Annotated in this window: 10 protein-coding genes; 2 read left to right on the top strand and 8 right to left on the bottom strand. The window is 63.4% G+C overall.

What is annotated here, in order from left to right:
• Nucleotides 1-66: 66 nt before the first annotated feature.
• Entirely contained in the window at nucleotides 67-282 is a 216-nt protein-coding gene (gene rmf / locus AC2T3R_RS08065; protein WP_003248687.1) for a ribosome modulation factor, read from the bottom strand.
• 561 nt (nucleotides 283-843) lie between these two features.
• Between rmf and rlmKL the strand changes: the two genes are divergently transcribed.
• Nucleotides 844-3,036 carry a bifunctional 23S rRNA (guanine(2069)-N(7))-methyltransferase RlmK/23S rRNA (guanine(2445)-N(2))-methyltransferase RlmL gene (rlmKL, locus tag AC2T3R_RS08070; RefSeq protein WP_039614905.1) on the top strand — a complete coding sequence of 731 codons (2,193 nt, stop codon included), beginning with the start codon at nucleotides 844-846 and terminating at the stop codon, nucleotides 3,034-3,036.
• A 94-nt stretch (nucleotides 3,037-3,130) separates the two neighbouring features.
• The gene (locus AC2T3R_RS08075; protein WP_486744904.1) at nucleotides 3,131-5,521 is read left to right on the top strand and encodes a sensor domain-containing diguanylate cyclase; all 2,391 of its coding nucleotides are present in this window, start codon (nucleotides 3,131-3,133) and stop codon (nucleotides 5,519-5,521) included.
• A 136-nt stretch (nucleotides 5,522-5,657) separates the two neighbouring features.
• Here AC2T3R_RS08075 and dacB read toward each other — a convergent pair whose 3' ends face one another.
• The 7 genes from dacB to AC2T3R_RS08110 all read right to left on the bottom strand — a co-directional run bounded on the left by dacB (nucleotide 5,658) and on the right by AC2T3R_RS08110 (nucleotide 14,407).
• Nucleotides 5,658-7,115 carry a D-alanyl-D-alanine carboxypeptidase/D-alanyl-D-alanine endopeptidase gene (gene dacB / locus AC2T3R_RS08080; protein ID WP_410953564.1) on the bottom strand — a complete coding sequence of 486 codons (1,458 nt, stop codon included), beginning with the start codon at nucleotides 7,113-7,115 and terminating at the stop codon, nucleotides 5,658-5,660.
• 186 nt (nucleotides 7,116-7,301) lie between these two features.
• Nucleotides 7,302-7,646 (bottom strand): YggL family protein, encoded by a 345-nt coding sequence (locus AC2T3R_RS08085; protein ID WP_004376110.1) that lies wholly within the window; start codon nucleotides 7,644-7,646, stop codon nucleotides 7,302-7,304.
• Nucleotides 7,647-7,687: 41 nt separating this feature from the next.
• Entirely contained in the window at nucleotides 7,688-11,320 is a 3,633-nt protein-coding gene (locus tag AC2T3R_RS08090; protein ID WP_486744905.1) for an ATP-binding protein, read from the bottom strand.
• Nucleotides 11,321-11,328: 8 nt separating this feature from the next.
• Nucleotides 11,329-11,946, bottom strand: coding sequence for a response regulator (locus AC2T3R_RS08095; protein ID WP_367245640.1), 618 nt, complete (start codon nucleotides 11,944-11,946; stop codon nucleotides 11,329-11,331).
• A 283-nt stretch (nucleotides 11,947-12,229) separates the two neighbouring features.
• Nucleotides 12,230-13,561, bottom strand: coding sequence for a deoxyguanosinetriphosphate triphosphohydrolase (locus tag AC2T3R_RS08100; RefSeq protein WP_486744906.1), 1,332 nt, complete (start codon nucleotides 13,559-13,561; stop codon nucleotides 12,230-12,232).
• A 145-nt stretch (nucleotides 13,562-13,706) separates the two neighbouring features.
• On the bottom strand, nucleotides 13,707-14,036 hold the full coding sequence (locus tag AC2T3R_RS08105) for a hypothetical protein (RefSeq protein ID WP_486744907.1): 330 nt from the start codon (nucleotides 14,034-14,036) through the stop codon (nucleotides 13,707-13,709).
• Complete coding sequence (locus AC2T3R_RS08110) at nucleotides 14,033-14,407, bottom strand: phage holin family protein (protein ID WP_013971683.1); 375 nt, start codon at nucleotides 14,405-14,407, stop codon at nucleotides 14,033-14,035. Before AC2T3R_RS08110 ends, AC2T3R_RS08105 begins: the two co-directional genes overlap by 4 nt.

Genomic DNA, 14,407 nt, shown 5'->3' on the forward strand with positions numbered 1-14,407 from the left:
GGCCCCTGGGCCTTCGCCCGCCGCCCGGATAGGGCGTGCATGGTGAATCGAATTCAGTGTCCTCGTTCAGCCAACGGCGTGATTTTCGTTGAGTCTATGGATGCCAGCGGTGCCAGTCATTCCGTCCCAGTTATCACCGCGACCTTCACGCCAGCCGTTGATCCAGGCTTGGCGAACAGAAGGAAGATTGAAGGGGCAAAGTTCGCGGGATTTGCCGGTGACCCCGTATTGGTAGCCACGTGAATATGCTCTTTCCAACGGATCACGCTTAAGTCTTCTCATAGGGTGTTGCCCTCACTTGTTGACTGTAATGTCCCGTCGGCCTCTCCGAGGCCGGGCAGAGTCTTTCTGCCGGTGTGCGCTCGCTGCCGGCGTGGCGAGCTGAAAGTGCCACCTCGTTGCGAAGTGGCCTGAGACCAGTTCTATCGAATGCGAGTCACGGTGTGAATGATCGATTTGTCATAAGCACGTAACCTTTCCAAGGGTGAGGGGATAAGTAAATAAATGCGACTCAACCTTGTTTAGCGTTGAGCCCGCTATGATCAGGGTTTGCCGATCATTGACGTCATTTCGCCAGCGTTGCTTGCGGATGACAGAAATAATTTGAAATGCGACGAAGGGTCACATCGGCCCTGGTATCGCCAGAATTTTTCATACTGCCTGATGATCTAAGCTGTCTTTGCCACTGGGCCAAGCACAGATCGGTCAGGCGGCCCGGCCTTTCATCGCACGCTCGCGTGTCGGGAAGGGCCACCCGCACGCCTGCTGGAAAGGTGTGCGGGCAAACATCGCGGGGCGATGCGTCGCCCCGTCAGTCAAATAGCCCAAGGCGCTGGATTACTCATGTCGGACCGTTTCGAACTTTACCTCACTTGCCCTAAAGGCCTGGAAGGCCTGCTTGCCGAAGAGGCGCGGGGCCTCGGCCTGGATGACGTGCGCGAGCACACCTCGGCCATTCGCGGCGCCGCCGACATGGAAACCGCCTACCGCCTGTGCCTTTGGTCACGCCTGGCCAACCGGGTGCTGCTGGTACTCAAGCGCTTCTCCATGAAGAACGCCGACGACCTCTACGACGGCGTGCACGCGGTCGACTGGGCCGATCACCTGGCAGCCGACGGCACCCTGGCAGTTGAGTTCAGCGGCCATGGCTCGGGCATCGACAACACCCACTTCGGTGCGTTGAAGGTCAAGGACGCGATCGTCGACAAGCTGCGCAACCGTGAAGGCCTGCGCCCGTCGGTGGAAAAGATCGACCCTGATGTGCGCGTGCACCTGCGCCTGGACCGTGGCGAAGCCATTCTCTCGCTCGACCTTTCCGGGCACAGCCTGCACCAGCGTGGCTACCGCCTGCAGCAAGGCGCCGCGCCGCTGAAGGAAAACCTGGCGGCGGCGGTACTCATCCGCGCCGGCTGGCCGCGCATTGCCGCCGAAGGTGGCGCGCTGGCCGACCCGATGTGCGGTGTGGGTACCTTCCTGGTCGAAGCGGCGATGATCGCCGCCGATATCGCGCCCAACCTCAAGCGTGAGCGCTGGGGCTTCAGTGCCTGGCTCGGCCACGTACCGGCATTGTGGCGCAAGGTGCATGACGAGGCGCAGGCGCGGGCACAGGCCGGCCTGGCCAAGCCACCACTGTGGATCCGTGGTTACGAGGCCGACCCGCGGTTGATCCAGCCAGGCCGCAACAACGTCGAGCGTGCCGGCCTGGGCGACTGGGTGAAGATCTACCAGGGCGAAGTCAGCACCTTCGAACCGCGCCCGGACCAGAACCAGAAGGGCCTGGTCATCAGCAACCCACCCTATGGCGAGCGCCTGGGTGACGAAGCCAGCCTGCTGTACCTCTACCAGAACCTCGGTGAGCGCCTGCGCCAGGCCTGCATGGGCTGGGAGGCGGCGGTGTTCACCGGCGCGCCGCAGCTGGGCAAGCGCATGGGTATTCGCAGCCACAAGCAGTACGCGTTCTGGAACGGCGCCTTGCCGTGCAAGCTGCTGCTGTTCAAGGTGCAGCCCGACCAGTTCGTTACCGGCGAGCGCCGCGAGGCGCAGCCTGAAGGCGCGGAAACCCGCCAGCAGGCAGCACCGGCCAGCGAGCCGGCGCGCCTGTCGGAAGGGGCGCAGATGTTCGCCAACCGCCTGCAGAAAAACCTCAAGCAACTGGGCAAGTGGGCCCGCCGCGAGCAGGTCGATTGCTACCGCCTGTACGATGCCGACATGCCCGAATATGCCCTGGCGGTCGACTTGTACCAGGATTGGGTGCACGTGCAGGAATACGCCGCGCCACGTTCGGTCGACCCGGACAAGGCCCAGGCACGGCTGCTCGATGCGCTGGCCGCCATCCCGCAGGCCCTGGGCATTTCGCCGCAGCGTGTGGTGCTCAAGCGTCGCGAGCGGCAGAGCGGCACGCGCCAGTACGAGCGCCAGGCGACCGAAGGCCGCTTCCAGGAAGTGAACGAAGGCGGCGTAAAGCTGCTGGTCAACCTTACCGACTACCTCGACACGGGCCTGTTCCTGGACCATCGCCCGATGCGCATGCGCATCCAGCGCGAAGCAGCCGGCAAACGCTTCCTCAACCTGTTCTGCTACACCGCTACGGCCACCGTGCACGCGGCCAAGGGCGGCGCGCGCAGCACCACCAGCGTCGACCTGTCGAAAACCTACCTGGACTGGGCGCGACGCAACCTGGCGCTCAATGGCTTCTCCGAGCGCAACCGCCTGGAGCAAGGCGATGTGATGGCCTGGCTGGAAGGCAACCGCGACAGCTATGACCTGATCTTCATCGACCCGCCGACCTTCTCCAACTCCAAGCGCATGGAAGGCGTGTTCGATGTGCAGCGTGACCACGTGCAACTGCTGGACCTGGCCATGGCCCGCCTGGCGCCGGGTGGCGTGCTGTATTTCTCCAACAACTTCCGCAAGTTCCAGTTGGACGAGCACCTTATGGCGCGTTATGCGGTGGAGGAGATCACGGCCCAGACCCTGGACCCGGACTTCGCGCGCAATAACCGTATCCATCGCGCCTGGCGTCTGCAGCTTCGTTGAGGCGACGAGGTACATTGCGCGGCTAATGGCCAATAGCTATAACTGAGGGCAGGGCAAGATAATCCGCAGGACGCTGACGTGACGAGATGGGTGTATGTCAAAGGGTGGCGTGCGTGCGCGGTTGCTTGGCCTGTGCACAGAGGCAGTGTCCGCCTGGGCGGTGGCCGTGGTCGCCCTGGTCGTAGGTGGCCTGTTGACGGCCGTCCTGGCGTTAGCCACGCAAACCTTCTACAAGCAGCAACTGCGCCAGCGCTTCGAGCTGCTGGCCAGCGAGCGTTTCAGCCGTATCGCCGAGCGGTTTGACGAACAGCAGCAGCGCCTGGACGGGCTGCGGCGGTTTTTCAGCTTTTCCAACGAAATCACCCCACACGAGTTCGACGGCTACGCCCGGCCATTGCTGCAGCGGACCCTGGCCTACGCCTGGGCGCCGCGTGTCGAGGCCGCGCAACGCGCCGAGTTCGAGCGCCAGGCCAGTGTGCATTTCGGCCCGGGCTATGTAATCCGCGACCAGGATGAACAAGGCCAGTGGCACCCATCCCCCCAGCGCGACCATTACTTCCCGGTGCTCTATACCCAGTCGGGTGAATTGCCCGGGCTGCCCTATGGTCTGGACCTCGCCGGCCAGGAAGTGCCCTTGGCGGCACTGGCGCGGGCGCTGGGGCCCGGCAGCATGGCGGTGTCCGAGCCACTGCCCATGTTCGATACCAGCTCGGATGCGCGTGGCCTGCTGATGGTGGCGCCAGTGTTTTCCGATGCCAACCCCCGCGGCGCGGCAATGGGCTATGTGATGGCCCTGCTGAGCATGCGTGAACTGGTCAGTGACGGGCGCCCGGTTACGGCAGACGATAACCTGGTGGTGCGTATCGTCGACCCCACCGGGCTGCATGGCCCTGAGGTGATGTTCGATTCACAGAACCCGGTCGCACCTCTGCCGCTGGCCATCAACCAGTTGTTGCACCTGGCTGACCACCACTTCCAGCTGAGTATCCGGCCGAGCCTGGCCTTCGTGCGCGCCAACCGCTCCTCCGCGGTACTGGCGGTAAGCCTGCTGGGCGGCTTGTTGAGCCTGCTGCTCAGTGTGTTGCTCTACAGCCTGTTCAGCCAGCGCCAGCGCGCCTTGGCCCTGGTAGAGCAGCGTACCGCCGAGCTGCGGGTCAGCGAACAGTCACTGCGTGGTACCCATAACCAGCTGCGCAGCGTGCTGGATGCCGCAACCCAGGTGGCGATCATCGCCACCAACCTCAAGGGCGTGGTCAGCACCTTCAACGCCGGTGCCGAGCGCATGCTCGGTTACCCGGCCTGCGAGGCGATCGGCAAGCTGCGCCTGGAGGACTTGGTGTTGCCCGAGGAGTTGAGCCTGCGTGCCCATGCCTTGAGCCTGCGTTTCGGCCGGCCGATTGCAGGTGGCCAGGCCATGTTTGCCGAAACGGTGCAGGAGCATGGTGCCGAGCCGGGGGAGTGGACCTTGTTGCGCGCCGATGGCAGCCAACTGGTGGCCAACATGCTGGTCACCGCCATGCTCGATGAACAGGGGTTATGGATCGGTTACCTGGCGATCTGCATCGATGTCACTGAACGGCGTCGGGTGCATGAGGCGCTGGCGGCGCGTGACCGCCTTCTGGAAAAACTCAGTGCCGAGGTGCCGGGCGGCATCTACCAGTACCGCCTGGATGGCAACGGCCATTCCTGTTTTCCGTACGCCAGCAAGGGCCTGTACGACATCTACGAAGTCGATCTGCAGCAATTGCGCGAGGATGCCACGGCGGTGTTCGAGCGCATCCACCCGGATGACCTCGAGCGCGTGCGCCGCTCGGTGCGTTACTCGGCCGAACACCTGTCGCCCTGGCGTGAAGAATATCGGGTCTGCCTGCCGCGAGCCGGGCTGCGTTGGGTGCGTGGCGAGGCGACACCGGAGGTGGGCGAGCAGGGCTGCACGTTGTGGCATGGCTACCTGACCGATATCTCCGACCTCAAGGGTGTGGAGGAAGAGTTGCGCGCGCTGTCGGTGACCGATTCGCTGACCGGCATCCATAATCGCCGTTACTTCCAGGAGCGGCTCAAGCTCGAGCTGGAACGGGCCCAGCGCGATGGCCAGGCACTGGCGGTCATCATGCTCGATATCGATCACTTCAAGCGCATCAACGACCATTTTGGCCATGCTGTCGGCGATCGCGTGCTGCGCAGCCTGTGCCTGCGTATCAGCCAGCGTTTGCGCCGTACCGATGTTTTCTGCCGGTTGGGTGGCGAGGAATTCATGGTGCTGTGCCCGGGGAGCGATGCCGAGCAGGCGCGGCTGCTGGCGCTGGAACTGTGGCATGGGGTGCGCAATGTGCCGGTGGAAGGCGTGGGCAGGGTGACCGCGAGTTTTGGTGTGGCGGGCTGGCGACCGGGGGAAGGGGCCGATGCCTTGCTGTTGCGGGCTGATGCAGGCGTGTATGCGGCCAAGCAGGCCGGGCGGGACCGGGTGGAGGGGGAGTTGGCTTGATCGTTTTTGGTTGTCGGTGCCGGCCTCTTCGCGGGCTTGCCCGCTCCCACAGGTACTGCACCGTTATTGAACTTGGTGCAATACCTGTGGGAGCGGGCAAGCCCGCGAAGAGGCCGGTACTGGCTGCCTATACCTATCAGTTGGCCGCAGTGCTGCCGGCCAGTTTCGGCTGGCGGTACAGGTCCAGCAGCACCTGGTCGAGCACCTGCGAGGCGCCCCAGGGTTTCGGATCGTTGAGGATCGCCGCCACCGCCCAGGTATGGCCGTTGCTGTCGCGGCTGAAGCCTGCAATTGCCCGCACGGTATTCAGCGTGCCAGTCTTGATGTGCCCTTCGCCGGTCATGGCGGTACGCTTCAGGCGCTTGCGCATGGTGCCATCCATACCCACCAGCGGCATCGAGCTCATGAACTCGGCAGCATAAGGGCTCTTCCAGGCAGCCTGCAGCATCGCGGCCATCTCCCGGGTGCTGACCCGTTCGGCACGCGACAGGCCGGAACCGTTTTCCATCACCAGGTGCGGCGCGGTAATGCCCTTCTTCGCCAGCCACTGGCGCACCACGCGCTGGGCGGCGCGGGCGTCGTCACCGTCGGCATCGGTGCGGAACTGCGCGCCAAGGCTCAGGAACAGCTGCTGGGCCATGGTGTTGTTGCTGTACTTGTTGATGTCGCGGATCACTTCCACCAGGTCTGGCGAGAAGGCACGGGCCAGCAGGCGAGCGCCCTTGGGCACGTTCTCGAAGCGGTCGCCACCCTGGATGCTGCCACCCAGCTCGTTCCAGATCGCGCGCACGGCACCGGCGGCGTAGGTCTGGTGGTCGAGCAGCGACAGATAGGTCTGGGAGTTGCAGCCGTCAGCCAGCTGGCCACTGACCGTTACGCTGATGCCATCGGCCTGCTGCACCGGGTTGTAACGCACATCACCCGAGCACTGTTTGGAGGCCACCGCCTTGACCTGGTTGTCGATACGGATGCTGGCAATCGGCGGTTCGACTGCGATGGTGACCTTGCCGCCATCGTTGCGGGCCACGAAACGCAGGGCCTTGAGGTTGACCAGCAGCGAGTCGGGCTTGACCAGGAACGGCTTGTTCTCATCGCCACCGTCGTCGTTGAACTGCGGCAGGTTGGGCTGCACGAAGTGGCTGCGGTCCAGCACCAGGTCGCCGGTGATGGTGCGCACGCCATTGGCGCGCAGGTCACGCATCAGCAGCCACAGCTTTTCCATGTTCAGTTTCGGGTCGCCGCCACCTTTGAGGTACAGGTTACCGTTGAGTACACCGTTGCTCAGAGTGCCGTCGGTGTAGAACTCGGTTTTCCACTGGAAGGTCGGGCCGAGCAGTTCGAGGGCGGCGTAGGTGGTGACCAGTTTCATGGTCGAGGCCGGGTTGACCGAGACATCGGCATTGAACACGGTCGGTGTGCCGGGGCCGTCCAGCGGCAGCATCACCAGCGACAGGGCAGAATCCTGCAGCTTGTTGGCCTTGAGGGCCTGCTGCACCTTGGCAGGCAGCGTGGTGTTGACGGCGGCGGCCTGGCTGGGCAGGGCGAGTGGCAACAGCAGGCCGGCAAGAACGAGGGGACGAAGCGTTTTGATCATGATCGATAAATACCCTACGGCGAGGGAAAAGGGCATTGGGGCTGTAAGGAGTGATGGCCCCAGGGTGAAAGAATACGCATTATGCCCCAAGCGCAGCGACGATGCGCCACGTTCGACGGAAAAGCACCCCCAATAAAAAAGGCCACCCCTGAGGGTGGCCTTTTCAGCGATCGAGCCGGGCCGGTATTACTCGGCCTTGTTGATCGGCTTTTCCGGGTACCAGGCGTCCAGCAGCGGGCTGACCTCGATCTTGGTCAGTTCGCTACGGCCTTTGAGCCAGGCTTCAACGGCTGCACGCTGTTCTTCGCTGACCGAGCCGCGTTTGACCGAACACACCAGGCCGAAATCGTCACCGCCTACATAGTCCAGGCCATTGGCGTCCATGGCTTCTGCCAGGAACGCGTCGAGGAAAGCATCGATTGCCTGGTCATCCAGATCTTCCTTGAATTCCAGGTTCAGCTCGAAGCCCAATTCCTGAAACTCGTCGACACACAGCTTCTTGCGCAGACGACGGGAGCGGTTTGTGGCCATGAAACAATCCTCTTAGGTAATAACGCCGCGCAGTCTACCAGTTAACACGCCTGGCTGCCTGCCTGTGTGCAGGTGCCTGTGGCCAGTTCCCTGGCCAGGGCACGTTCTACCCGGTACATATGCCGCGCCAGTGCCTGGCGCCGCAGGCGTAACTGGGTGGTAGGCAAGCCGCTTGCCTCGAGGGCTTCGCAGGCTTTCATCAGCTCGGGGGCTTCCAGCATCCGCGCGGCACTGAGCACCTTGTGCGCCTGTTCGGCAATGGCATCGCTGTCATGCTGCGGATGCAATGCCATCAAGGTGGCCAGGTCGGCCTGCAGGCTCTGCTGCAACGCCTGCAGGAAACGCTGGCGATCATTCGGGTCATGCCCGACCACCGTGGCCAGGCCGTCCAGATGGTAGAGCTTGCGGCGCGGTTTCTTCTGGCGGCGTGGGCGGATACTGGCAAGACGCTGGCTGAGCGTGCCCAGGCTGATGGGTTTGAGCAGGCAGTCGTCCATGCCGGCGCTCAGGCACTTGCGGCGTACCTCCGGCTGTGCGTTGGCGGTGTAGCCGAGAATGGTGCAGCGCTGCCGCTTGCCATGGCGTTCCTCGGTACGTACGGCAGTGGCCAGCTGGTAACCGTTCATGTGCGGCATGTTGCAGTCGAGCACCAGCACATCGAAGTCGCCCGCCCGCCAGGTAGCCAGGCCTTCGCGACCGTCTTGGGCGCTGGTGTGCTCAAGCCCCAGGTAGCCAAGCTGCTGTGCCATCAGTTGCAGGTTGGCCGGGTGGTCGTCGATCACCAGCACGCTCAGCCGTGGGTCGGGCACGTCGAGGTTTTCGATCAGCGGGGCCGGCTGCGCTGCTGCGTCAACCCGCTGCAGCGGCATCTTCAGGCGCACCTGGGTGCCGACATCCTCCAGGCTCTTTATGGTCAGGCTGCCGCCCATCATCTCGCACAGGTTGCGACAGATGGCCAGGCCCAGCCCGGTACCTGCACGGGCGCTCTGGCTATGCGGGTTGGCCTGGATGAACGGGTTGAACAGGCGCTGCAGGTCGTCGGCGTGGATACCGATGCCACTGTCGCGCACTTCCAGCTCCAGAACTGCGGGGGTAGTGCTGCCGTCGTCCACCAGGCCGACGCATATGCGCACCTGGCCATGCTCGGTGAACTTGATGGCGTTGCTTACCAGGTTGGACAGGACTTGCTTGAAACGCAGGGGGTCGAGCAGGGCATGGCAGCGGGCGGCCGGTGCGATGATCACCTCCAGGGCCAGGCCTTTCTGCCGGGCCTGGCCCTCGAAAATGCGCCCCACCGACTCGACCAGGGCCGCCAGGTCGACGGCCTCCGGGGCGAGGGACAAATGCCCGGACTCGATGCGCACAATGTCGAGGATATCGCCGATCAGGCCCAGCAGGTCCTTGGCCGAATGGTGGGCCAGCTCCAGCGCACAGCGGTCTACACGGCCTTGGTCGGCGCGCTTGACTGCCAGCTCGAGCATGCCGATGACGGCATTCATCGGGGTGCGGATTTCGTGGCTGATGGTGGCCAGGAACGTGCTTTTGGCGCGGTTCGCATCATCGGCCTGCTGCTTGGCCTGGCGCAGCTCCATGACCAGATGGCGGCGCTCGCTGATGTCGATCCAGCCACCGATGATGCCCTGCACCTCACCCAGTGAGTCGCGGTACGGCAGAATCCAGTGGTAGATGGTCATCTCCCGGCCCTGGATCCGAAGTGGCCGGTCCATGATCAGCGGCGAGCCTTCGGCCATCACCTTCAGATAATCGGCGTGGATCTGCCGGGTCTGCTCGTAATCGGCGAACAGGCTCCCCTCCAGGTTTTTGCCGATGACCTCCTCGGAGCGGGCCTGCACGGCTTCCAGGTAGCTGTAGTTGCAGCTTTGCAGTCGGCCCTCGCGATCACGCACGTACATGGGGTGGGGCGTGCCGTTGAGGAGGGCGCGCATGAACGCCAACTGGTCGTTCAGCGCCCGTTCGGCGCGTTGCCGCTGGCGAATCTGCAGGCGCAGGCGGGCATTCCACAACAAGGCCAGCAGCAACAGCACGGCGGTGCCCAGTACCACCTGTATCGCCAGCCGGTGGTAGCCGTGGTCGTTGCCATCCTCGTGCAGGCTGAAGCCGCGCCAACGGTTGTTGATGACCCCCAGTTCTTCCGGCGAGATGCTCAGCAGCGCCTTGTCGAGGATCGACACCAGCGCTTGTGACGGGGCGCTGGTGGCCATGGCGAAGGTGGCGGGTTCGCTGCCGACGGTGGCCCGGATGACCAGTTCGGGATTGCCAGCCAGGGCGTGGTTGGCGTCGATCAAGGTGGTGATCACCGCATCGACGGCACCACTGTTGAGCAACGCCATGGAATAGAACGAGCTTTCGGTCTCGACCCAGCCGATTTGCGGATAGTGCCGCGACAGCATGGCGTCCATGGCACTGTAGCGGGTAATGGCGATGCGATGACCCTGCAGCTGTTCCAGCGAGGTGAAGGGTTGTTTGTCCTTGCGGCTGACCAGCACATAGGCGCTTTCCAGGTAGGGTTGGCTGATTTGCAGGTCGTCTTCGTTCATCCCGCCGCTGGCCAGTGCAGCAATGACATCGGCGCGGCCATCCTTGAGGCGGGCAATCATGTCGGCAAGGCCACTGGCGCGCTGCACTTCGAAACGCAAGCCGGTGCGCAGGCGAAGGAGTTCGAGCAGGTCGGCGGTGATGCCGCGAAAATGCCCCGAGCCGTCGAAATAGGAAACCGGTGCAGCGGTGTCATCGATTGCAACGCGCATCACCGGGTGTTCTTTCAGCCATTGTTCTTCGGTGTCGGTCAGTTGCAGCTTGCGGTCGGTCAGCAGCAGGTCGCTACCAGCGCTCCAGCGCTTGAAGATGCTGGCGCGTATGGCCGAGGTCTGTCTGTCCAGGGTGGCGTTCACCAGATCCATCAGGACCCGGTCCTCGCGGCGCAGGGCAAAACCGAAGCCGATGGCCTCGTGCTTGCCGAAACTGGCCATGCGCAGACGCGGCAGGTGGCCGCGATTGAGCTGGTAGTGGGTGGAAATGGTATCACCGATGAACACGTCGGCCTGGCCGAACGCCACTGCACTCAGGGCCTGGCTGGACGAGCCGAAGGCCAGAAGCTCGGCCTTGGGGTAGGCGCTGTTCACCTCCTGCCGGGGCAGGTAATGGTAGAGCATGCCCAGGCGCATGCCGCCCAGGCCCGTGTCCAGCGCCCGGCTTTCGTCCTCGCGCGTTACCAGCACCGGTTGGTCGATGGCATAGGGGTGCGACAGGGCCAGGCCATCGCTGGCCGCTTCGTAGCCGTTGGAGCTGCCAAGGAGGTCGATATCGCCCTGCCGGAGCGCCTCGACCGCCGCTTGCCGGCTGGAAAAGCGCAGCACCCGCACGGGCAACTGCAGGGCCTTGCCGATCAGGCTTGCGTACTCGGCGGTAAGGCCCTGGTAGTCGCGGCCCCCACTGGTGATGTCGAACGGCGGGTAGTCTGGTGCCGAGGTACCCAGCACCAGTTCCTGACGGCCTTCGAGCCATTGCCGTTGTGCGTCCGTGAGCGTTGGTAATGCCGGCCTGGCCGATGAGCGTGCCAGCAAGGTATAGGATGAAGCCTCGTGATGGGTAGCCTGTGCCACGCCGCTGAACAGGAGCAGGGTGAGCAGTAGGCGAGCGATACTGTGCGCCATGACTACCCTCAGACCAGCGCGTTGCGTTTGGCCATTTCAATCAGATCGACCAGCGTATTGACCTGAAGTTTGTGCATGAGGCGCTTCTTGTAGGTACTGACGGTCTTGCTGCTGAGGAACATGCCCTTGGCAATTTCCTTGTTGCTGCGGCCCTGGGCGAATAGTTGCAGCACCATCAGTTCGCGGTCATTAACCTGACGGAAAAGTTGCAGGTCGGCATCTACCGCCTGGTTATGCTTGATTGCCTGGCTGGGGAAATAGTTGTAACCAGCCAGCACGGCCTTTACTGCACTGAGCAGTTCGCTCAGGTCCTCCTGCTTGCACACATAGCCTGCGGCACCCGAGTGCATGCAGCGTACGGCAAACAATGCGGGAGATTGCGCGGTCAGTACCAGTACTTTCAGGGGCAAGGCCATGGCCTGGAACCGGGCAAGCACCTCCAGCCCGTCCAGTTTGGGGATGCTGATGTCGAGGATGACCAGGTCTGGGGCGGCTTCGCGAATCATCTGCATGGCGTCCACGCCGTTGTCCGACTCGCCGACAACCTTGTAATTCTGGTTTTCCAGCAACATACGAACGGCCAGGCGGATGACGGGATGGTCGTCGACGATAAATATGGAATGCATGTTCAACTTCCCTGCGGGCGATTGAGGGTGACAGGCGGCACCTTATCGCAGTTGAAAGTCATCGGGCATGCGAGGAAGGGCTATTAGCCCTATATGGGAAATGGCTTACAAGATAAAACAATTTGGGCTACGAAATAAGCGCGTTTAATTCATTGTCAAAGCGTGATTGGTAACTTTTCATTTACTTTTATTCGTGCCGTTTAACTTGCCGCCAGTATATGTAGGAAGTTTCCCACAATGTGCGGTGCAGCTACGGGCGATGTCCGGGCTGCACCGGCAGGGCTCAGGTCGGGCTGGAGCGCCCGGTCATTTCCCGGGCCATTTCACTGGCATAGCTGTCGGTCATCCCCGCGATGAAGTCGATCATGCGCAGGAAGGCGCTGTGCAGCGAGCCGTGTGGGTCGGGGGCATTGTTGCCGATCAGGTCCAGTACCCGGCGACTCTTGAACGAGGGCGTGCGTCCACCGTGCTGCTCGAGGGCGGCCCCGCAGAAGGTGTTCAGCAAGATTTCCAGCGTGGTGTAGGCGCCGATCTCGTGCAGGGTCTTGCGCTTGTCCTGGAAGATCTTGTTGCGTGCCATGTCCTTGGCCTGCAGCACGCAGCGCTTGGCCGGGCCGTGCATGTGTTCGACCAGGTCGCCCCCCAGCTGCCCGGCCAGCAAGGCCTGCTGCTGCTCGACGAAAGCACGGGCGGCAGCGTTGGTCAGGTGCTCGATGGCCTTGCCGCGCAGGATCGCCAGCTTGCGCCGCCGGGAATCGCCAGGGCCGAGCTGACGGTAGGTTTCCGGCAGGTCATCGCCGACCAGATCGAGCAGCAGTGCTTCGACTTCGGCGTATTGCAGCAGCTCCATTTCCAGGCCGTCTTCCAGGTCGATCAGCGCGTAGCAGATGTCATCTGCAGCCTCCATCAGGTAGACCAGCGGGTGGCGCGCCCAGCGCTGGTGTTCCAGTTGCGGCAGGCCGAGCTTGCGGGCGATCTGCTCGAGCAGCGGCAGTTCGCTCTGGTAACTGCCGAACTTGTGCTTCTTGTAGCCCAGAGCGTCGGCGTGGCGTGCGCTCCACGGGTACTTCAGGTAAGTGCCGAGGGTGGCATAGGTCAGCCGGGTACCGCCGTCGAACTGGTGGTACTCCAGCTGGGTGAGTACGCGAAAGCCTTGGGCGTTACCTTCGAAGTTGAGGAAGTCGGCGCGCTCGTCGTCGCTCATGTCGTCCAGCCAGCCACGTCCGGCGGCCTGCTGGAACCAGTGCCGGATGGCGTCTTCGCCAGAGTGGCCGAACGGTGGGTTGCCGATGTCATGGGCCAGGCAGGCCGACTGCACGATCATCCCCAGGTCGCTGGGGGCGCACCAGTCCGGCAGGCTGTCGCGCAGGGTTTCGCCGACGCGCATGCCCAGCGAGCGGCCGACGCAGCTGACTTCCAGCGAGTGGGTCAGGCGTGTATGGATATGGTCGTTGCTCGAAACCGGGTGCACCTGGGTCTTGCGCCCGAGGCGGCGAAAGGCACCGGAGAAGATGATGCGGTCGTGGTCTTTGTGGAAGGGGCTGCGCCCGAGTTCATCGGCGCTGTACAGGGCTTTGCCCAGGCGTTCGCGGGTGAGCAGGGTGTGCCAGTCCAAGGCGCGGTCTCCTGTAGGTCGAAGGCAGCAGCATATCCTGTAGGAGCAGCCTTGTGCTGCGAAGAGGTCCGTTTGATCGATACAAATTCCTTGCCGCTCCCGGCCTCTTCGCAGCACAAGGCTGCTCCTACAAGGATTGCGATGGTCAGGGGCGGCGGCTGCCTTGCAGGTACAGGCGCAGCAACGGCAGCAGGCTGGTGCCCACGCGCAACAGCCGCGCCAGGTTGCCGCTGCGCACGCCCTTGCCGGTGAGGAAGCCCAGCGCCACCACTGCGCCAATCCCCCAAAGCGGCGCATGCTTGATGCCCAGCCCGTCGTGCAGTGAGCTGCCCATGCCGCGCACGCGGCGCAGTGGCTCAAGCAACTGCGCGGATTCGTGGCGGATTTCCTGGCGGTGCATTTCCATGCGCAGGCGCAGCAGCGCCTTGCGCAGTTCCCGCGGGTTACGGGTGTTTGGCAGTTCTGGCAGGCTCATGGCAACAGGCGCTCCCGGTCCTTGGCAAGTTCCTCGAGGGTGGCGCCGAAGGGCGACGACTCGTCGAACACCGCGGCCTTCAGGCGCAAGCCGCAATACAGCGCGGCTATGCCGTAGAACACGCACAGGCCAATGATGCCGGCCAGGCGATAGCTATCCCACAGCAGCACCAGCAACAGCCCGGACAACGCCGTCAGCAGAAGCAGGGCGAATACCAGGGCGAGGCCGGCGAACAGCAGCAGGCTCAAGGTGCGGCCCTTCTGCTCCTGCAATTCGATGCCGAACAGTTCGATGTGGCTGTGCAGCAGCCCCAGGGCAGCCGCCCCCAGGCGCTTGCCCGAGGCGCTGGCGCCGTTGGCGTCGTTCTCCAT

The organism is Pseudomonas sp. PVC-5-1 (assembly GCF_057444345.1).